The organism is Paenibacillus polymyxa (assembly GCF_001719045.1).
GTDB lineage: Bacteria > Bacillota > Bacilli > Paenibacillales > Paenibacillaceae > Paenibacillus > Paenibacillus polymyxa_B.
This window is the reverse complement of the sequence record NZ_CP015423.1, coordinates 4573066-4594331: the sequence shown is the minus strand read 5'-3', so window position 1 is coordinate 4594331 and position 21266 is coordinate 4573066. Positions and strand designations below refer to the sequence as shown.

Annotated in this window: 15 protein-coding genes and 2 pseudogenes; 3 read left to right on the top strand and 14 right to left on the bottom strand. The window is 43.7% G+C overall.

Translation table 11 applies throughout. The annotated features are described in order from the left end of the window. Positions 1–23: 23 nt before the first annotated feature. Entirely contained in the window at positions 24–722 is a 699-nt protein-coding gene (locus AOU00_RS20715; RefSeq protein ID WP_061831438.1) for a 4'-phosphopantetheinyl transferase family protein, read from the bottom strand. Between the two features lie 226 nt (positions 723–948). Here AOU00_RS20715 and AOU00_RS20710 point away from each other — a divergent pair, with 226 nt between their 5' ends. Further along, positions 949–2415: an RICIN domain-containing protein gene (locus tag AOU00_RS20710; RefSeq protein ID WP_069291555.1), complete on the top strand. Its 1467-nt coding sequence runs from the start codon at positions 949–951 to the stop codon at positions 2413–2415. 110 nt (positions 2416–2525) lie between these two features. Here the strand turns inward: AOU00_RS20710 and AOU00_RS20705 are convergent, their stop codons facing one another. From AOU00_RS20705 to AOU00_RS20680, 6 genes are all read right to left on the bottom strand, one after another. Then, positions 2526–3041: an acyl-CoA thioesterase gene (locus AOU00_RS20705; RefSeq protein WP_013309488.1), complete on the bottom strand. Its 516-nt coding sequence runs from the start codon at positions 3039–3041 to the stop codon at positions 2526–2528. 100 nt (positions 3042–3141) lie between these two features. Next, the gene (locus tag AOU00_RS20700; RefSeq protein WP_039269838.1) at positions 3142–3690 is read right to left on the bottom strand and encodes a helix-turn-helix domain-containing protein; all 549 of its coding nucleotides are present in this window, start codon (positions 3688–3690) and stop codon (positions 3142–3144) included. Positions 3691–3933: 243 nt separating this feature from the next. Next, on the bottom strand, positions 3934–5472 hold the full coding sequence (locus AOU00_RS20695) for a glycoside hydrolase family 32 protein (protein ID WP_231109491.1): 1539 nt from the start codon (positions 5470–5472) through the stop codon (positions 3934–3936). A 98-nt stretch (positions 5473–5570) separates the two neighbouring features. Beyond that, the gene (locus tag AOU00_RS20690) at positions 5571–7190 is read right to left on the bottom strand and encodes an ABC transporter substrate-binding protein (RefSeq protein ID WP_069291554.1); all 1620 of its coding nucleotides are present in this window, start codon (positions 7188–7190) and stop codon (positions 5571–5573) included. 18 nt (positions 7191–7208) lie between these two features. Beyond that, complete coding sequence (locus AOU00_RS20685; protein ID WP_013309484.1) at positions 7209–8090, bottom strand: carbohydrate ABC transporter permease; 882 nt, start codon at positions 8088–8090, stop codon at positions 7209–7211. Positions 8091–8104: 14 nt separating this feature from the next. Continuing rightward, the gene (locus AOU00_RS20680) at positions 8105–8989 is read right to left on the bottom strand and encodes an ABC transporter permease (protein ID WP_230584986.1); all 885 of its coding nucleotides are present in this window, start codon (positions 8987–8989) and stop codon (positions 8105–8107) included. Between the two features lie 505 nt (positions 8990–9494). Here AOU00_RS20680 and AOU00_RS20675 point away from each other — a divergent pair. Then, positions 9495–10529, top strand: coding sequence for a LacI family DNA-binding transcriptional regulator (locus AOU00_RS20675; protein ID WP_061831435.1), 1035 nt, complete (start codon positions 9495–9497; stop codon positions 10527–10529). Between the two features lie 22 nt (positions 10530–10551). After that, positions 10552–11526, top strand: coding sequence for a carbohydrate kinase family protein (locus AOU00_RS20670; protein WP_069291553.1), 975 nt, complete (start codon positions 10552–10554; stop codon positions 11524–11526). Between the two features lie 706 nt (positions 11527–12232). Here AOU00_RS20670 and AOU00_RS20660 read toward each other — a convergent pair. The 7 genes and pseudogenes from AOU00_RS20660 to AOU00_RS20635 form a co-directional block, all read right to left on the bottom strand. After that, positions 12233–13036: a Cof-type HAD-IIB family hydrolase gene (locus AOU00_RS20660; protein WP_069291551.1), complete on the bottom strand. Its 804-nt coding sequence runs from the start codon at positions 13034–13036 to the stop codon at positions 12233–12235. A gap of 27 nt (positions 13037–13063) precedes the next feature. Next, positions 13064–13804 (bottom strand): DeoR/GlpR family DNA-binding transcription regulator, encoded by a 741-nt coding sequence (locus tag AOU00_RS20655; protein ID WP_257785386.1) that lies wholly within the window; start codon positions 13802–13804, stop codon positions 13064–13066. A 199-nt stretch (positions 13805–14003) separates the two neighbouring features. Then, positions 14004–17102, bottom strand: coding sequence for a GH32 C-terminal domain-containing protein (locus AOU00_RS27200; protein ID WP_237166407.1), 3099 nt, complete (start codon positions 17100–17102; stop codon positions 14004–14006). A 762-nt stretch (positions 17103–17864) separates the two neighbouring features. Then, a pseudogene (locus AOU00_RS27605) lies at positions 17865–18911 on the bottom strand (glycoside hydrolase family 32 protein); the annotation flags it as partial. 388 nt (positions 18912–19299) lie between these two features. Next, positions 19300–19425: pseudogene (locus AOU00_RS27190) on the bottom strand (PTS mannose/fructose/sorbose transporter subunit IIC); the annotation flags it as partial. Positions 19426–19629: 204 nt separating this feature from the next. Then, positions 19630–20454: a PTS mannose transporter subunit IID gene (manZ, locus tag AOU00_RS20640; RefSeq protein WP_069291547.1), complete on the bottom strand. Its 825-nt coding sequence runs from the start codon at positions 20452–20454 to the stop codon at positions 19630–19632. A gap of 28 nt (positions 20455–20482) precedes the next feature. After that, positions 20483–21253 carry a PTS mannose/fructose/sorbose transporter subunit IIC gene (locus tag AOU00_RS20635; protein ID WP_023988666.1) on the bottom strand — a complete coding sequence of 257 codons (771 nt, stop codon included), beginning with the start codon at positions 21251–21253 and terminating at the stop codon, positions 20483–20485. Positions 21254–21266: the final 13 nt, after the last annotated feature.

Sequence of the window (21266 nt, the reverse complement as noted above, 5' to 3'; positions counted from 1 at the left end):
ACTATACGCATATCCACTTCATATTACGCCTGTGTTGCCACTTCCAAGCGTAGTGTATTTATATCTATCTGCTGCACCTGCTGGGCAAATTGGTCATGAGCTGCACAGACAGCCATTTTATAATCCTGATCCAGCTCATACTGCTTAAAATGACAATACTCGGTGGTAAAGCCCTCTGTCGTGAAGCCTATGAATGGCTGTGCCTTCAGCTCGAATGAAAAAGACTTCAACGGTAGGGTTAGTCCCTGCCCCTCGGCCTTCACAAAGCTTTCCTTAAGCGTCCATAGGTCGTAAAAATACGATAAGCGGCTGTCTGCGTCCTGACGCATTAACGCATCATACTCTGTGTCTGAAAAGCACACTCTACCTACCGCAAAATCAATAGGACGGAGCTGTTCAATGTCGATTCCAAGCGGGTGATCATCAATAGCGCATACCACCCATTTTCCCGAGTGAGAAACATTAAAATGGAATGCGGGTGCATTGATCAAGGAAGGCTTACCGAATGCATTGTATGTAAATTGAAGACTGGCATTAGATACCTTCAATTGCCGGCAGGCCAACCATCTCAGCAGCACATCGGCATATAACCCCCTCAAAGCATCTTCCCGATGTAAAAAACGATCTAACTTGTGCTGCTTTTCCAGCGAAACCTGATTTACCAGTGATTCGTAATGCTCCTCAGCCTCCGGCTTGCTCGTATCAATCGCGTATATTTTCATGGTTGCCTCCTGTATACCTAATGAATATCAGCCAGTTTGTAACACTCACCGTTCGATGAAGTCTGTTAGATATGGATGGCGTGTGCCGTGTACATGGTCAATATACTACTCTAGCACTTTCAATTCAATATGGATACAATTGGGATAAGTAGCTCTATTAAAAATACTTCATAGAGTCCATTAATGAAAGCGCTTTAAAATAACACATACAGAGGAGGACGAAACAATGAAATATGATTTTGCCCGCTTGCTGTGTATTATGCTCTCTATTTTGCTGACGTTGAGCATTTTTCAGATGTTTTCACCTAAGATCGCTTCAGCCGCTTCAGCGAATGTTGTGAATGGCATTCAGTTTAAAGATACAGATGGAAACGTGGTCCATACCCATGGGGGTGGTATGATTAAAGTAGAAGGTTACTATTATTGGTTTGGTGAAAATCGTAATCCCAACGGCACGTTCAAGGCGGTATCCGCCTACCGTTCCTCTGATTTAAAAAACTGGGAGTTTCGTAAAAACGTACTGACCAGCAGCTCCGCCGTAGAGCTGAATGTTTCGAATATTGAACGTCCGAAAGTGATTTATAATGAAAAAACACGTAAATACGTATTATGGATGCACAAGGAAAATGGGGTTAATTACAACGAAGCCCGAGTGGCTGTCGCCTCTTCCGATACGGTGGACGGCGATTACACGTATCAGGGCAGCTTCCGTCCTCTGGATTACGATTCACGCGATATGACCGTATACAACGATAACGGTACAGCTTACCTCATTTCGGCTACCCGGGTAAACGCAGATCTGAACATTTATCGTCTGACACCGGATTTTCTGCAAGTTGAATCGCTGGTGACTACACTTTGGCCTGGACAATATCGTGAAGCTCCGGCGATGTTCAAAAAAGGAGACGTCTACTTCCTGATTACATCCGGGGCAACCGGCTGGAATCCCAATCAGGCCAAGTATGCTACCGCATCCAGCATTGAAGGAACCTGGAGTAATACGATAAACTTCGGGGACGGTACGACATATGGTTCACAGTCGGCTTACGTGATCCCTGTTGAAGGTGCCCAGACAACTTCATACCTGTATTTGGGCGACCGTTGGGCGGGTGCGTGGAGCGGTCCTGTGCAGGATTCTCAATATGTATGGTTGCCACTGCGTTTTCCAACAGCGACTTCATTAGCCATGGATTGGTTCGACAGCATTAATATTGACACCGCCAGTGGTGTGGTCGAGGGGATAACGACGCCAATTGCCATTGATCCGGATGACTATTATCAGCTAGTGAATCGCAAGAGCAATAAGCCACTAAGCATTATGGGCAATACAACGACGGACGGCGCAGATCTGGAGCAGCGTGCAAATTCCGGGGCAGCAAACCAGCAATGGCAGCTCAAGGATGCAGGCAGCGGATATTATAAAATTATAAACCGCAACAGCGGAAAGCTAATTGGTGTTGAAAGCGGTACGACAACAGACGGTACAGTTATTGAGCAGTGGAGCGACGGAGGCTGGTCCAGTCAGCATTGGCAATTAGTATCCGTAACCGGTGGTTATTACAAGCTGAAAAATCGGGCAACCGGCAAGCTGATCGATATTTCTGAAGGCGCCACCGCCGATGGAGCTAAAGCCATTCAATGGGGCGATAACGATGGGACAAATCAGCATTTCCGTGTAGTTAAAGTAGAATAGCTCAAGTTATTTTCAAAAGGAGCCGTATTCCAAGCAGATCATGGTCGACTGCTACCGGAAAAGACGGCTCCTTTTTACGTAAAACGATGAAATTGATAATCTCTAGTACGTTACAGTTCCCACGGATAATCTGTTGTCAGAAAACTAGCCAGCTGCTTGCTTTCTTCCCTCCGCTGACGCCGTATGGCTGCGCGAGATGGAGCCGTCTGGTGCAATTGTAACTGCTCTTCTGTTTCTGGAATCACCTGCGGCACGGTCACCTTACGGTTGTTCTCGTCCAAAGCCACAAAGGTCAGGAAGGCGGTGGCTGCGATTTTTCGGTCGCCAGTCATCAGTCCTTCACGAATTACCTTTACGAACACCTCCATCGAGCTGCGGCCTGTCCAGGTTACGAACGCTTCCAGCGTGACAGAATCACTCGGATGGATAGGTAGCAAAAAATCCACCGAATCCGTAGAGGCTGTAACTGTGTTCGTACGACACAGCTTAGCAGCTGCAATAGATGCGATATCGTCGATATACGACATCAATCGGCCGCCGAAGAGCGTGTTATGATTGTTGATATCGTTGGGAAATACTCGGGACGTCTTGAAGCAGTAGGTTTCTCGGATGTACTTGCTTTCCATGGGTTCTTTCCTCTCTTTTCCTCGTTGCTCTCTTTTTATATCTCTGGATTTTGCAAAATCCTGATGTGGAAGCCTGTTTTAGACTATGCTAATCATCCCACTAATCCGCATAATAAATCAATACATAAAAATCGGCATCCTCTTCCGAATCATTGCGGTAGGTATGTATGTCAGATACTTGAAATTGCACGGCATCCCCTGCACTCAGCTTGAGCTGTTGCCCCTGCATTTCAAAGTACATCTCCCCACGGATCATGAGAATCGTTTCCTCACCCAGATGCTTCTCTGCCTGGTGTGTAAAGCCTGGCTTCAGACTTACCGTGAACACCTCAAACTTCTTTTCAGCGTGATACGGGAATACAGGGTAAACAAAATAGTTACCGTCCTCATCAATAACCGGATGCAGGTCTTCCCTCCGAATTTTCGTGATTTGCGGCGGGTCTTCTTTGAGAAAGGTGGAGAAGGATACATGCAAACCGTTCGCAATTTTCCAAAGGGTTGTTACCGTAGGATTGGATTTCCCCTTCTCAATCTGAGCCAGCATCCCTTTGCTGACCCCTGTCAGTTCAGCCACCTTATCCAAACTTAATCCTCTAGTCTTCCTGATTTGAGCCAAATTAGAGCCAATAATATGCTGCATTGAATCCACGGAACGTTGCCTCCTTGTATCCAAAAGTCTATATAAGAAGAATACACAATTTACTCGAGAGAGGTTCATTCGAAAATGAATCTACAATTAAGTCTTAACAGTCTTATTGCTATCTAGCTTACACAAACTCATTATCTTATCCAATATAAAAAAGTGTCAAATTGAAAAATCAATTTGACACTCGCTACTCAATGAGTTCCTTCGTGAGATAATTAAAATTTGAATGATATCAATAGTTAACGTCTACACATTCTCATTTCCCCAAATGCTTACCAGATCATTGATCTGAAGCGACACGACCCTTAGTTCTCCACCAATGGCGTAGAGTTCTAAACCCTTACTTTCGAAGTCCGGAAATATCATGTCTGAAATGATTGCTTTTCCATGATTGCCGAAGACTTCGACACTTGACCAATCCAGATAAATGCTCAACTGTATCCTCTCATGCTCTGGCTTCATAGTGGCCTTGTGTATTGCTGTGAAATCGGAATGAAAATCAGTGGCGCTCGACTTCGTCCGATCGACGAACAATTCCCCATTCGTGATATTATATCCGATGATCGTCTCTTGATTGGCGGACTTCCGTACTTTAAACCCGAATTCCACGGCAGTACCGATTTCAAATTCTGCAATAATTTCTGCCTTGGCTGCGAAAATATCAGACAACACGTTCATACCTGGCTTAATCGTCAAGTCTTGCAGAGACAAAATCGGTTTTCTTAGCTGACTTAATTCATTTATAGGTGCTTGGATTAGGCGAAGTCCCTCCGGATAAGTTCTAAGCTGTAGCTCACGAGGAATTGACATCTTGCCACGCCATTCCTCTGAAGGTAGCGTGGTAGCATAACGCCAATTATTCATCCAGCCGATCCAAATTTTCCGTCCGTCTTCGTTCGAAATGCCATTCCAGGACACGGCCGCGTAAAAGTCTGATCCATAGTCTACCCATTTGATAGTATCGATAGATTCCAACGCTTCATCTGGCGTGAACGACTTACCGTCAAAGCTGCCTACGAAATACATCATGCCAGAACCGCCTGCCGGTGGTTCCGGATCGTCTGGATTCACACCATTTCTATCCCCGACGCTTAGCATCAGAATCCACTTCGTGGTATTAAGATCCTCATCCACTTGGATTCGAAATATATCAGGACATTCAAATATACCTCGGTGGATATGCGGAATGTCGGAACCGAATTCGCTTGCAAAAGACCATTCTTTCAGGTTTGGAGATGTGTAAAATTCTACACGGTCCCTTACGGCAAGAACCATGATCCACATTGATGATTCATCATGCCAAATCACCTTCGGATCACGAAAGTCTAGCGTGTCCGTTGGAAATAAAACCGGGTTACCTTCATATTTTGTCCAGGTTCGACCCTTATCCTTGCTGTAAGCAATGCTTTGCACCTGCGGCTTTCCAGGCTGAGACTTGTTGCCCTCATTCGTATAAATGGCAACCAATCCTGATCCTTCCTCGTCGAAAAATCCGCTGGTATTGTTCTTATCCACCACCGCACTCCCCGAGAAGATCGCTCCGTCCTCCCCAGGTGGAATTGCCGGTGGAAGCTCAGTCCAATGCACTAGATCCTTGCTTACCGCATGACCCCAATGCATGTTGCCAAAATCAGGTTGCGTATCATGGGGGGTATGCTGGTAGAACAGGTGGTACTCTCCTTCAAAGTAAACCATGCCGTTGGGATCGTTCATCCAATTTTTCTCCGGTGAATAATGAAATTGAGGCCTGTACGTTTCACTATAGTTACTTTTTAATTCTTTCATAGTATCCGCTCTCCTTTTGATTGTTGATAAGGTATTTAACATAATAATTTGAGTTTGCTCGTTTGCAAATGAATTTGAGATACTACCATTTAAATGTTTCAGCCTTGATCTTTAAGATATCTGTCATAGCCTTTTTGTTTGATTTTCAGCCATTTATCTAGCCCCAGTCTGGACAGCTCGGCTTTATATTCGGCCCATTCTTCTTCCACTTTACCCGTCTTGATCCATTCCGCCCGCTTGCGGTTAACGTAAGCAAACAAATCGGTTTCCAATGTGGAGATCTGCTTCTGATCCTCCAGCGAGAAGAAGACTTTCGGGAAATTATGGTCAGCCTTCATATAAGGAACGAGTCTTTCCTTCATGAGCTTAAGCCGTCCCACTGCATCATCGGGCTTGGTCGTTACTTTTCCGTAATACTCGTCAAGAATTGCCAATGGACCGCCGATATTCGTTTTTTGCCGCAGCTCGACAGGGGCCGTTCCCTTAAGCGGAAGATGCTTCAGCATATGACTCGCTTCATCGTATTCAAAAATGTTCTGCTGAGTTTTGTCGCCGTAGGTGCCCCAGTTGTCCTGTACGGACTGGATAGGATCATACAGTTGGTCAATCCATTTTGCCGTAAGCTCAAGATTTTTGTTGTCACTGGTAATCACCATTCTCCCCCGGTCAAAGCCGAGATTGTTCGTGCGGGTCACATTGACTTCACCGCTTGGCCCGGCGAGCGGATTCATCAATTCATATTTATCGTTATCTCCTGAGATGTTCGCCTTATCCCATTGAAAGTAGAGACCATATTTTTCATTCTGGCCTTTGGCCAGATACGTATTGTAATCCTGCTCGAATGACTCTTCGTCGATCAGGTTCAGCTTATACAGCTCATTAAGATATTTAATCCCCTCTTTATAACCATCCTGATCGGCAGTGAAGACCACTTTCCCCTCATTGGTCACTACCGTATGATCGCCGTTGTCCCCAAGACCGAATGATCCGAACAGAAAATTCAGGTCCTCATTGCCGTTATTGAGCATAAAGGACAGCGGGATTTCATCCGCTTGGCCATTTCCGTTAGGGTCGCCATTTTTAAATGCGAGCAGAACTTTTTTTAAATCCTCGGTGGTTTTTGGCATTTTAAGTCCCAGCTTTTTCAGCCACTCCACATTGATCCATGGCATGTCGTTTACAGAATGAATGCTCTCCTTCTCAGAACCCAGTTCTTCAATCCAAGGAAAGGCATAAATGTGCCCGTCCTGTGCGGTTATCATGGATCTGTACTCAGGTGCTTCCTTCAATACCTTCTGCAGATTCGGCATATATTTTTGAATCAAATCCTCTAAAGGGATAATAGTTCCATCCTTTCCGAGATTCAACAAATCGTAATCAGAATATCCGGCATCCAGTATGGCATCTGGAAGATCTCCACTGGCAACAGCAAGGTTTCTTTTTTCAATGAAGGAATCGGAGGTGAAGTTGGTAAAATCGATATGCACCCCTGTTTTTTCTTCCAGTCTTTTATAAATCAACTTTTCATTTGGATCGGAAGGTGCCAGCGGCGAGCTTTGAGTCATAAAATGCAAAGTAACTTTCTCTTTAAGCGGCAGAGTAACATTTTGCAGCTTGTAATCTTCGGATGCCGCAGAATTATTGCCTGAACCGCCACATCCGGCAAGCAGTGAAGTAGAAAGTGCCAACACAGACAAGGTTAGTAATGTTTTTTTCATCTCTATTCCCCCGATTTGTTATTTGATCGAACCTACCATGACACCCTTTTCGAAATACTTCTGGAAGAATGGATACATGACAATCAAAGGCAAACTTGATATGACAATGGCAGAGTACTTAATCATTTCAGACAATTTCTTAAGCTCCGCTTGTGCCATCGCATCGGCAATCATGCCGGGCTGAACCTGATTCTGTATCAAAATGGAGCGCAGTACCAGTTGAAGCGGAAACAGCTTCGGATCATCCAGATAAATCATGGCGTCGAAATAAGAATTCCACTGTCCGACAAAAGCGTATAAAGCTAGAACAAAAATAATAGGCTTGGAAAGCGGCAGGACGATTTTAAAGAAAATACTGAGCTCGGAAGCTCCGTCTATACTCGCCGCCTGGAACAGTTCTTTCGGAAGTCCCTGGAAATAAGTCTTTGCCAGAATAATATTGAATACGCTGATCGAGCCGGGTAGAATAATGGCCCAGACCGTATTCAACATGCCTAAATCCTTAATCACCAGATAGGTAGGAATCAGACCGCCACCGAAAAACATCGTTATCAGGAAAAAGATCATAATGGATCGTTTCCCTACCAACTCTTCAATCGCAAGCGGATAAGCCGCGAAGACGGAAAATAATACGGTTGCGAACGCAAAGGCTGCTGAATAAAAAATAGCATTAAAAAAACCGCGGATCATGGCACTGTTGCTTAGGATTTTGGCATATCCCGTGAGTGTCCAGTCTGATGATGTAATGGCAAACCCTTTGGTAATCAGGGTATTTGGAGTTAAAAAGGACGAAAGCACCACATAAACCAGCGGTAACAGAATAGCGAGAACAAACAAACCAAGTAGAATATAATTGATGATGAGCAGAATCCGGTCCTTCCCGGTGTAATGAATATCCATAAATACCTCCTTCTTTAATACAGCCCTTCTCCTTCGTTCAGCTTCTTGACGACGGTATTTACGAAAATCAACAGGAATACATTAATTACGGAATTGAACAACCCGATTGCCGTAGAATAAGCATAATCGCCGGATTGCAACCCCACCTTGTATACGTAAGTCGCGATGATTTCCGAGGTAGGTGTGTTCAGAGCAGTCTGCATCAGGTAAGCCTTTTCATAGCCGATCGACATAATACCTCCTGCAGCGAGAATGAACAGGACGGCCATGACGGGTTTAAGAGCTGGCAGATCAATGTGGAAGATTCTCTTCATCAATGAAGCGCCATCAATTGTTGCAGCGTCATGCAACTGCGGGTCCACATTGGCTAAGGTGGCCACATAAATAATAGAGGACCAGCCCGCTGTTTGCCATATACCGGACAAAATATATACCGTTCGGAAATAGGCAGGATCAGTCATAAAAGCAATCGGCTTGCCGGTGAAGGTTGTTACCAAAGCGTTCACTATTCCAGCTGGCGATAGAAAAACAAACAGCATACCGGCAACAACAACAACCGAGATGAAGTTAGGTGCGTATACAATAAGCTGAATATTCTTCTTGAACTTCGCTCCTCTGACCAGATTTAGCATTAAGGCCAGAATGATTGGTACTGGGAAGCCGAGAATAAGACCGTAAGCGCTTAATTTAAGCGTATTCATTAAAATGTCATAAAAATTTGGTGATGAAAGAAACCGCTGAAAATGTTCAAATCCAACCCACTCGCTGCCGAGGATGCCTTTTCTTGGGCTGAAATTTTTAAACGCAATGATCGAGCCGTACATGGGAACATACTTGAAAATGACGGTAAGAATTATGGACGGAAGCAGAAACAAATACAATATATAATTTCGAAGCATATAACTTAACCAATGGTTTCTTTTTTTTGTTTCTGAAGCCTTTAGTCCCCTTTTTTGAACGATCGAATTTGCCAATATTTTCCCTCCTACTGTTCACGGCTTGTTATACGACACAAAATATAAGCCATGTTATGTCATCTCTCTGACATAATTAACCAAGATGTTTTTCAAATACTTGCTTGTAATATCCACACCTCCAACAGAACGAGAATTTTACACATTCCCAAAATGAATGGGCTTACAATTTACATTTGAACATTTTTACTCTTACAATTTATCAGATGTACATTTAATTAGTCAATATATTTCGGGTGAAAAATTCATTCGAAAAGCGTATTTCAAGATAATTATAATGTTTTTAGCAAAAATATATCAAAAATACACAATATAAATAAACAAACGTAAACTTATATTGTTCATTTGAATAAATACATTGTTAAAAACATGAAAATACTATATATTTAGAAATATGAAGAATCTTAATTCGGAGAATAAGGTGAACAATATGACGAGAAAGTCAAAGGTTACGATACAAGATATCGCTGATGCCTTGGGGATTTCCAGAAACACTGCCTCCAAGGCGCTTAATGGAGTGGAGAGTATTCCCGCCGTTACTAGGGACAAGGTGGTCAAAAAAGCAATGGAGCTTAAATACAAACAATTTTCTTATATGGAAACAGCTTCTGAAAAACAAGGCAATATCGCACTTTTGACCTGTAATCTTCCTAATAGCTCACACTTTGGATCATTGTTGATTAGCGGACTGGAGAAGGAAATCAGCAAACAGGGCTATACTTTATCTATTTATTTTGTCCGTGAGAATGATATCAATTCGATGACCCTACCCGGCAATTTTGAACCTTCGAATGTGGCTGGCATCTTCTGCATCGAAATGTTCAGCAAGGAATACAGCAAGCTGATCACAGATCTTGGCATCCCAACCATTTTTATTGATTGCGCTGCGGATATGATGTATCCAGAATTGAAGGCGGATCTAGTATTAATGGAAAATGAACACAGCACATACTGTGTTACCCGGAAATTAATCGATTATGGCTATGAAAGCTTCGGTTTTGTAGGCGATTACAATCACTGCAAAAGTTTTAATGAACGCTGGACCGGATTTAATAAGGCCTTAGCAGAAGCAGGAATCGCCGTAGATCCTGCCCATAGCATTGTAGCGCCTGACCGCAACTTCGTTCTAGAGGAGAACTGGATGGAACAGCAGTTGGATGCCCTGAGGGAATGTCCCTCCGTCTTTATTTGTGCCAATGATTTCATTGCCATCAGCGTGATCAAATCTTTGAAAAACAAAGGGATTAAAGTCCCGGAAGATATTGCTGTCTGCGGGTTCGATGATGCTTTGGAATCCCGGGTTGTCGAGCCTCATCTTACAACCGTGCATATTTACAGTAGTCAGATGGGGATTATTTCAGCCGAAATGTTATTGTCCAGAATCAAAGACAATACCATGCCATACCGAGTGACTCATGTTGCAACGGATATCGTATACCGGGACTCGACCCCTGTTCTAAACTAAATCTACCAAGAGGTGAATCAAAGTGAAAAATGACAGAACGGTTCTTTGTGTGGGCGAGTTGCTCATTGATTTTTTCTGCACGGATATTGATGTTAATCTTGCCAAGGGTCAGCATTTCTCCAAGCAGGCCGGCGGCGCTCCGGCAAATGTAAGCGCAGCCGTAGCCAAGCTCGGAGGAAAAGCGTCATTCTTGGGGAAAGTCGGGGCTGATCCCTTTGGCATGTACCTGAAGCAAACGTTGGATGAGCAGCATGTGGATACGTCCATGCTCCTTTTTGATCCGTCAACGCCGACTACACTGGCCTTTGTTTCCCTTGCCGCTAACGGCGAACGGGATTTCGTGTTCAACCGGGGAGCTGACCGTCAACTGTCTCTGCAGGACATTGATAGAGAATGGACCCGACAGGCTGCCATTCTGCATTTTGGATCGGCAACGGCCTTGCTCGCCGATCCTTTCCGAGAAGCGTATTTGTCTTTATTGGATGGAGCGAAGGCCAACGGGCAATTCACCTCCTTTGATCCCAATTACCGGGGGGACCTCTGGAAAGACAGGCAGGGGGAATTTATCACACTGTCCAGAAGAGGAATACACAATGCGGATTTGGTAAAGGTAAGCGAAGAGGAATTAAACATCATTACAGGGCTGGCTGACCGCGATGCTTCATTGGATCTTTTGCATGGGTTGGGAGCCAAGACGGTGGCGGTTACCTTGGGGAAAGAAGGAACCCTCATCTCAAGTGGTGCCTCCCGTTCGTTAATCGGCAGTATCGCTGTCAAATCGATCGACTCTACTGGTGCCGGAGATGCCTTCGTCGGAGCAATGCTGTATCAAATCAGCCAGCTGAGTCAGCCTAAGGCATTTACCTCCAACGCGAAGCAGCAGCAGGAATTTGTGACACTTGCCAATCAAGTCGGCGCCATCGTGTGCACTAAAGTTGGAGCGATTGCAGCCTTGCCGTCGTTGGAAGAAGTTAATCGTTTCGTAGCGCAAGGTTGAATCAAGGAATGAAGCGTAAGAACAGCAAAAGGTGTCCGACGATCTCTAAGGTCGCTGGATACCTTTTTAGTCATTCTTTTGAAGATGAAGTGAGAAACTAAAACATATCGAGGGAGTTTAATCAAAAGAAAACGAGTACTTATCCTACGTAGTCGTTTTCTTTTATATAAGGCAGGTCAGGATTTTTTTCGATTGCCAAAAACTTTTCATCTTTAATTAACTCAGATATTCTCATAAACCATTATAATTCATATTGCAGACTTAGCATTTATCCTGATCGGATTGCAAAGCTATTGCTAATGCAATAAATGATCCTGATGATACATCTATGAGTAAAATGATAATTCGACCAACTATTCAGGCATTGTAAACAATGACAGTCGACAGAACGAGAAAGCGCTTGCCTAATTAACCTAATTAAAACAAAACATTGTTAAGTTACTGCCATCATATTATAGAGTTTTAGTATCCTGATATCATCCTTCGATACTTTTAGTTGTTGGATGAGGCGTGCACCCTCTTTTAGCACTTCTTTGGAAAATAGCATTTTAGCTGCGATAGGCATAATAGGTCTAGAAGAAAATCCATAATACTCTGTTGTCAGGTTGCCTCCTGCTATTCGAAATAAGTAACTAGTTAACACCTCTCTTCTATTTCCAATGCCTACCGTCTTTTGGTGTTTGGATATCCAATGTACTGGATCATTTCAAACGGACAAAATGTATTCCTCCAAGCCTATTTTCAAACCGTCTTCATCATTGCTCGATGTGACCCTGTCGGCAATTTTCTTAACTTCCTCCGGCGCATTTCCCATTGCAATCCCAAGGCCTGCGTACAAAATCATATCCATGTCATTATAGTTGTCTCCAATGGCCATCGATTCACGATAAGTAATATTAAATATCCCCTCGAGCTCCTGAATGGCATACGATTTGGACACCATCTCATCCATAATTTCCAGATAAGTTCCCTTGGATTTATAAACACTGATACCAGTAACTTCTTTATTGATTTGTTGTACAAGCCGCTCAATGCCTTCGGGATCTCCCATGCATAAAATTTTGTGAATATCATGATCTTCTTCTATATATGAGGGGAGTAACCTCTGTATGGGGGAGCCATTAATAATTTCCGCTTCCTGAATTACCCAAGGATTTTGAATGTTGCCAACGATCCACTGGTCATGTCCATACAAGTTAAAACTGATAGAAGGATAATGATCCATTACAATATCGTATATTCGTTTAATGCTCTTTTTCGATAAACAGATGCTATGAAGGATTTCCCTGTTGCCGCCCAATATTAGAGCACCGCTATAACAAATGACGGGAGCGTGAATATTGAGCTCTTGCTGAAGAGGAAAAATGCCGCTTGGCATTCTCGCTGAAACAAGTACAAAAGGGATATTTCTTCCCACAACTTTTTGGATTGTATTTTTAGTGTCGGACGTAATTTGATGTTTTGAATTTAACAACGTCCCGTCAATATCGCTAAAGATTGCTTGTATCATGGCCGATGGCTCCCTTGCGATTATTTATCACGATTCTTCCTCAAGCGCCTTGATAATTTCTACTCCGCTATCCTGCAACATCAGCAATGAGTGCTCCGGTGCATCCTGATTTGTAATTAGAATATCAATTTCGGAAAAATTCAGGCCTTTAAACGGGCTTGTTAAATTAAATTTTTTGTAATCAGCAAGTAAAAATACTTCTCTGGCACGTCCCGATACCAGCTTTTTAACTAAAGCATCATCACGGTTTGCAAAATACACTCCGTCTTCCATGATGGCGGCAGCTCCTAAAAAAGCTTTGTCAAAAAAAACATCGTTCAACTGCATAGCCGTGTAGTGGTCATAAAAAAAACGGTTTTCATGATTAAATTTGCCCCCGAGCAAGTTTATGTTAATTTCACTTTTTGCTGATAAAGCTTCTGCATTATCCAACGAGTGTGTATAAACCGTGAGATTCTTGTCCAATTGCCCACAGAGCAGTTGAATGGTAGTCGATACATCCATGAAACAAACATCTCCGTCAGCGATGTGCGCGGAAGCTGCTTTTGCAATGAGCATCTTTTGCTTTGTTGCTGAAGTTACACGTTCCTTGTAGGCTCTTATTTCTTCTTTTAATAAGGGCAAGGCAATACCTCCATGGGTTCTGATAACCCCCCCTTCGTGAACAAGCTTAATAATATCCCTTCTTGCCGTATCTCTCGAGATGTTCAATAAATTACAAATTTCCGAATTTGATAATTGGTTACGGCTTTGGAGATACTCCAAAATTTTTAAAAGTCGTTCCTCTTGGTAAATATAAAGCCCCCCCTATCCCTATATTCACTATAAGCGATTAGACGCTTTTTGTTAAGTGTTTTTAAGTATTTTTATAAAGATAAGCAAATTGCTTATATTGTGTATTTCACATAGCAAGTCCCCGGTCCGCATGCATATTGCATTAAGAGTCCGGGGACTTTATTCATTTTGCCTATTTATTGATAAATTCAATCTTTTGAAGCAAACGTTTTATCATAACTGCCGCCTCGGCGCGGGTAGTTGTTGCATGTGGCTCATAGTGTCCAGTGTCCATACCTTGTGCGATGCCCTGAGCTGTAACAGCGGCTACTGCATTTTGCGCCCAAACCGCGATAGACGAACGGTCGGCATATCCATCTAGCGATTGCCCGTTTTTGCTGTTGACTGAGACATACCCGGTATATTGTAATGCTTGATTGACAAGTAGAGCCATCTCCTGGCGGCTGATCCTCGATTCCGGACGAAAAGCACCGTCTTCATAACCTTTGACCAGCCCAGCTGAATAGGCTGCGCTGAGATATCCGCTGTACCATGAACCCTTGACTACATCCCTAAAGGCTGGAGTCGCCCGTTCTTTAAGCCCCAGTGCATGAACAAGCATAGCGGCAAATTCGGCGCGGGTAACAGGCCTGGATGGCTCAAATATTCCTTTTATCGAACCGACAACAATTCCTTTTGCGGCAAGTAGCTCTATGTCGGCTTTGCCCCAGTACCCAGCTGGTAAATCATCGAAGGTTGGGCTGCTGTTGACAACGGTATATACACCATTGGAATTATGCTTTATTTCAACGGAGGCTCCATCATCCCCAGCCCGAAAAATGCTCGGTACAAAGATAAGTTTCCTTCTGGCTTCGTCGTAGCAAACTGCGGTGGAACGATTTGGGTCCATCGCTGATGAAAGCGGAAGTGTCCGGCTCACATAGGTATCACCGAAATCAAGAGCGGTTGTTGTACTGCCTGTTACTGCTTCAGCCTTGAAGTCTATAGGAGTCGTTTCCACGGTTGCGCCCGCTTTTACAGCCGCTTCTTGAATAGCCGCATTTTGCTGCATTGTTGCCTTGGATAACGTAATTCGCAGCCCTGGCACGCTATTGGAAGGTGAGGTATTTCTATTCACCCTGCTGGCTGGAAGGGTGTACGTCCCCAGTTCTGTAATTAACTGAAGATCCAGAGTTCGATGCTCGCTCCAAAGCTTATTGGCCATGCTGGTCAGCTCAACGATAACCACGTCAGCCCCAGCAGCTTTCACATGCAAAGTTAGTGCTGAACCTTTTCTTACCGGCAAAGCTTTAAGCAAAGTAAGATCATCCACGACCACTGCGGCTTCTTTCCTGCCATCAGCCTTTTGTGTAATACCCGGAGCATACTCCATTATTCCTGAAGTGGCGGAAGCCGGAATAGATGCCTTGACTGGCAGCTTTACCGCCTGGCTGTCGCTACCCTTGTTGTTCTGAGAATTGCCACCGGAATGGCCGGAATTGGAACTTGATATTATTCGAACACTATTAAAGAATGCTGTTGTATCCCTTACATTTAACCCAAAGTATCCTCGTGTGTAACTTTGGTCTTTGGTATCAATCACCAGTTGTCCGTCCAAATAAGCCTTTATGGTATCCCCGACAGCTACAATTTTGAGGTGATAATCCTGATTTGTCCGTAGTTTCAGCTTCGCGTCATTATTGTAGATGGCAAGATCACTACCGGTCCCTTTAACAAATTTCATCAACTTAACTACATTATTCCTTACATCCAGATTAATTGCATACGCATTTTTTGCCGTAGGGTCTGAACGAAAGACCAAGGCACCTGCGCCGATGGGGTTTTCTATGTTATCTTTTTCAGGATCATCGGGATGCGAATCTGTATCCGGCACTTTAATGTCCGCTTCATATATAAAGTCCTCACCGAAATTACTTGCCAGAATAAACGCATCCCCTACGCCCTGCCCCTGTTTTCCATTAATAGTATCCGCCCATTTGCCGCTGATCGTCGTCCAATCTGACAGTACGGAGACACTAGATGGGGGCGCTTTCCAGACACTTTTTAACGGAAATATTTTCAAAGACTTTAATTCCACATCCCCGCCCTTACTGTAGATTTGCATTCCTTTACTCGAAGGATGAGGGAATATTTGGTCAGTTATCACTGTTTCTCCATTATTCCCGAACACCTCCAGCGCTGACCGGTCAACAAAAATATGCATTTTCACCGTACCGTTTAAAGCCTTCAGCGGGCCCTCATGTTTATTTGTGATATCAGGTCCGAAATCATAATTCCCGGAATTCGTACGGTCAACGAACAGCTTTTCATTGTAGACATCATACCCGACCGTTGTATATTCCTCAGTTCCTTTACGAACCTTAAAACCAAACTCAGTTGCTTCGGTGTTGGAAAGATCAAACTCTGCAATCATTTCAAATGTATCGTCAGAAAAGTTGGATAGGAGGTCGCTTTCTCCCTTAATCTTTTCATTTATATATGAAATTCCCTTTGTTTCAGCACGAATGCCGGCCAGAGAAATTGGTGTTTGTTTTAATCGTAATCCTTCCTCTGTCTGGGTCAGTTCCATCATTCGCGGCAGTGACATGGAACTTCTCCATGTTGAAGTAGGTGTATCTTGAGCATAAGTCCAGTTATTCATCCAGCCAAGCCAGTATTTCTCGCCCTTCTCCCCTTCAATTCCGCTCCACTCCACACCGGCATAATAATCAGCTCCATAATCGGACCATAATATTTGGTCGGAAGAATTCTCATTGGTGAAGGTTTTCCCATCAAAGCTTCCTACAAAATATTGCATTCCGGATCCGCCTGCAGGTCCTCCCGGATTTATACTTACCTGCAGAACCCATTTCTTTTTTGAAGGGTCGCCATCAATAGGCAATTCAATTAATGCAGGACATTCCCATACGCCGCCTATACTTCCGTTTGTAGAAGGTATCCACGAACCTGAGACGGCAGACCAATCCGTTATGAGGCCACTTTGTGGCAAATTGCCTTTTTCCGGCTCTTGTGCAACCTGGTCAACGTCTTCCGGAATTGGTTTGTCATTATAAACATTGATATCATCCAGGTTGATATGCCCCCAACGTCCCGTTGCATTGTCTATAGCTTTGATATATAGCACTTCACCAATATAATTGGAAGCATCCCATACGTATCTGCTATACGTTTCCTTTTCGGATTTCGTATTTGTTTGACGAAGCAATTCCTGATCGTCAGAAGCTCTGACTAACGATAAATAACGGTTGCTGACGTCTTTGCCTCCGCCCATCATCAGGTTAATCTCTCCGGAGCCACCCAGTTTGAAATAGGATGAATGCAGTTCTCCAGTAGCATCATCCCCCTTGTGACTATCGGAAAACCCCCATAGATGATACTTGCCTTGCTGGTCGAAAGTTCCACCCCACCAATCCTTTCGATCTGTTACATGGTCATTAGTAAATGCTTCCCCTTGTACACTGGTCCACCCAGTCAGATCCCCTGTTTCAAAATCATGGTTAAGTATTTCATTCTCCTCTGTGATGATATTTTTGCCCAACTGAACATTCTGGAAGAGCACAGAGGAATTCGCCAAATGCAAGCCGAAAACGCCGGAGGAAAAGGTAGAATCATTTACATCCTGAGTAAGTTTACCATCTAAATATACTTTTATATTCTCTCCATAGGTCCTCACCTCTAAAGGGTAATCCGTATACGTAGCGAGAGATACAGTGGCCTCGGCCAGAACTGATTGCTTCCCGTCCTCAAGCTTCATCAATTTTATTTTATCGTTGTGAGCGTCGAGGCTCGCCATATATCCATTTCTCACCTCGGCATCTGCCCGAAAAACAAGTGAGCCGATTTCATCTCCGCCATCCGATAATTCAATGTTCGCCTGATATCGAAAGTTTTCCCCGGCTTGCCCGCTCATTACATATGAATTCACCGCGGAAGTCCCGGTCATTCCTTTCACGGTGTCTTCCCAGGAACCGCTTACAACAGTCCATTTTGACAAATTGGTCACAAAGTTTGATGTATTATTGAATTTCACATTTCGAAAAGAGGCTGTTGAATTCCATGCGGTTAACCCATAGTAGCCGTATACAAATTCATCATCCGTTTGTTCGATAACCGATTGGTTGTTTACAAAAACCTGAATGTGATGTCTATCTGTTACAATTTGTAAATGATAGGTAGATGAAGTATCCAGGCGCAAAGAACTGGCCCCAAGTTCAATGCTTTCTCCATTCCTATTTTTAGTTAAAGTTACGCGATCATTTTTGGCATCTAGATTGACTACATAGCCGTTGGCCGCACGCTTATCAGAACGAAAAACCAGTCCTCCTGATCCTTCCCGGCCATTTTTTGCATTAAGGGTAATGTCGCCCTCATAGTTGAATGATCCACCTTCTTGTGAGGAAATCGCGTAAGAAGTGGAATCCAGACTATTGGCCTGTATTCCACCATCTGGACCAAATTCACTGGCATAAGTCCAATTTTTTAAATTGGGAGAAGTATAGAACATCACCTTATTGTTAGCAACTAACGACATCACCCACTGATTGGATTGTTCATGCCAAAATACTTTGGGATCGCGCCAATCGGCGGCGGGAGGTTCAGGCATTACCGGATTCCCTTCATACTTTTTCCATGTTCTCCCTTTATCCAAGCTGTAAGCAATGCTTTGAACCTGACCCTTATCACCTGAATGGGTAAAGATGGCTACCATTGCTTCCTTTCCAAAGCCGGCTGTATTTCCCCAGTCGATTACAGTGCTTCCGGAAAAAATCTGTCCGTGGATATCAGGAGAAAGTGCAACAGGTAGATGTTCCCAATGAACAAGGTCTCTACTCACAGCATGCCCCCAATGCATCGGTCCCCATGTCGTTCCATATGGATAATTTTGGTAAAATAAATGATATTCACCCTTGTAATAAACCATTCCATTGGGATCGTTCAACCAGTTGGCCTCGGGAGAAAAATGAAATTGATTGCGGTACGTTTCCTGATAATATCCTGGATCTGATGCAAACGCTTTCGTGAATGAAGTTAAAGATAATAATAAGATGATACTAAGTGCTAAAGAACAAATCCGATTCATATTTTTACTCCTCATCTTGTTCACTCCCTTTATAACTAATTTTATAAATCAGTTCAAAACGCCTTATAATGAAAGCCTATCCCCGGTGATGGATAACTCCTTGACCAAATAGTTTTAAGAATTATTCAAGCCAAGACACCGAGAGCGTATCCAATAATACCAATTGCGAATAGCGCAAAAAATGAGAGCCATGGCGTTCACTTTCTTTTTAAGCAGTCTCATGCAAAGGAAGGTCAGTAAGAACGGTAGTAACCTTACTGTACAGCCGCTTAATCGTCGGAATTAAGGAACCAACAACGTACAAATATTTTGTTTGAGTCGTTTTTGGTCATCATCTTTTCTTCCATATGTACTCCCCTTCTTTCATAAAATATTTTCTTATAGCTCTTCAATTTCCGCCGTATTTCGAACTGAGCTGGATGTATAGCAGAGCCAGCACAGTTCCTACGATCCCAAAACCAACTAGATTGATGTTCGTGAAAGCGGCAATGACAAATCCCAGGAAGAAGAAGGGATGTTATAGCCCACTGCAAATAAGCAACATACTTAACTTCCTCTTCACCATCTTTCATATCCTCTTTTAATATTTTGAACTCCAAGTAATGTTCTTGACAAAGCGTTTATATTTAACTCTATAGTTCAATATCTTATGTTTACGCTGCTTTGGTCACAAAAATCCGACAAAGTCCGGCCAAGGATGACTCCCTGACCGCACGTTTTAAGCCAAAACACCAAATGCGTACCCAATAATGCCTACTGCGAATAAAGCAAAAATCAGAGCGATTGCGTTCACTTTCTTTTTCAGTAGCCTCATACATAAAAAGGTCAATAATAGTGGTAAAAGTCCAGGCATCAATTGATCCAAAATCATCTGAATGGTCGTAATAACCTCTTTTCCATCCGTTCCCACATATCTTGATACCACCAGCGGCACATTCAGGGTAGTCCATTTAGAAACAAGTGCGCCCATAACGAAAAGCCCCAGTATGGAGGCTGACTCCGTGAGTTTTTGCAACCGGTTTCCCGACATATCGGAGACAATCTCCGTACCTTTGTGATAACCGTATTTCAGACCGTACCATTTCGTTGCCAAGCGTGCAGTGTTAAAGAGAAGGAAGAAAAGAACCGGTCCGACAAGGCTGCCGGATAAGGCGATTGAGGCTCCGAGAGCAGCCAGAACCGGACGTAAAGTCCCCCAGTAAATGGGGTCACCCACTCCCGCAAGAGGTCCCATTAGACCGACTTTGACTCCACTTATGGTCGCATTGTCAATCGGCTGGCCGCTCGCTTTCTGCTCTTCCATCGCAGCCGTTACACCCATAATAGGCGCCGAGATAAACGGTTGAGTGTTGAAAAATTCCAGATGTCTTTTCAATGCCTCTTTTTGATCTTCTTTCTTGCTGTACAGCCGCTTAATCGCAGGGATCAAGGTGACACAGAAACCGATCGACTGCATTCGCTCAAAATTGAACGAGCCTAACAGGAAGCATGAACGGACAAACATCTTATTTAAATCACTTTTAGTCAGCTTCTTTTCTTTCATAGTGCTCTCCTCTCCCTTCAGGTAGTTACTATAACTCTTCAATTTCTTCCATCTTCTCATTACGCTGGTTGTATTTTGGGCTCAACTGGATGTAAAGCAGAGCCAGAACCGCGCCAATGACCCCAAAACCAACCAGATTAATGCTGGTAAAAGCTGCAATGACAAAGCCCAGAAAGAAGAATGGCATCAGGTATTTGGCTGCCATCATATTAATGACCATCGCATACCCTACGACTACGATAAAGCCGCCCGCAATTTGTAGTCCTCTGGTGATAACCTCCGGAATTGCGTTAAGCATAGCAGTCACCAGGCCCGTTTCTGCGGCAACTGCCACCAAAACAGCGGGCAAAGCAACGCGCAGACCTTGCAAAAGTAAGGCAATAAAGTGACATAGCTCAATTCCTTTGAAATTTGCAGATTCCGCATACTTATCAGCTAAATGCTGGAAGAAGACAGTAATCGTCCTGACAAAAATGGTAAGCACTTGTCCGGCGGCTGCAATTGGAATCGCAACGGCAATTCCGGCGCCGATCGATTGATGGCCGACGATGACCAAAATGGTTGAAACCACGCTGGCTAGAGCAGCGTCTGGTGCCATGGATGCTCCTACATTCATCCATCCCAAAGCCATTAATTCCAGAGTACCGCCAAGTATAATGCCAGTTTTGAGATCGCCAAGGACAAGGCCAATCAACGTACACGCAATCAGAGGACGATGGGTTTGCCCTTCATCTAGAACGCTACCCATGCCACATATGGCCGCTACCAGTGTTACCATCACAATTTGAAAAACAGTCATTTCTATAACTCCT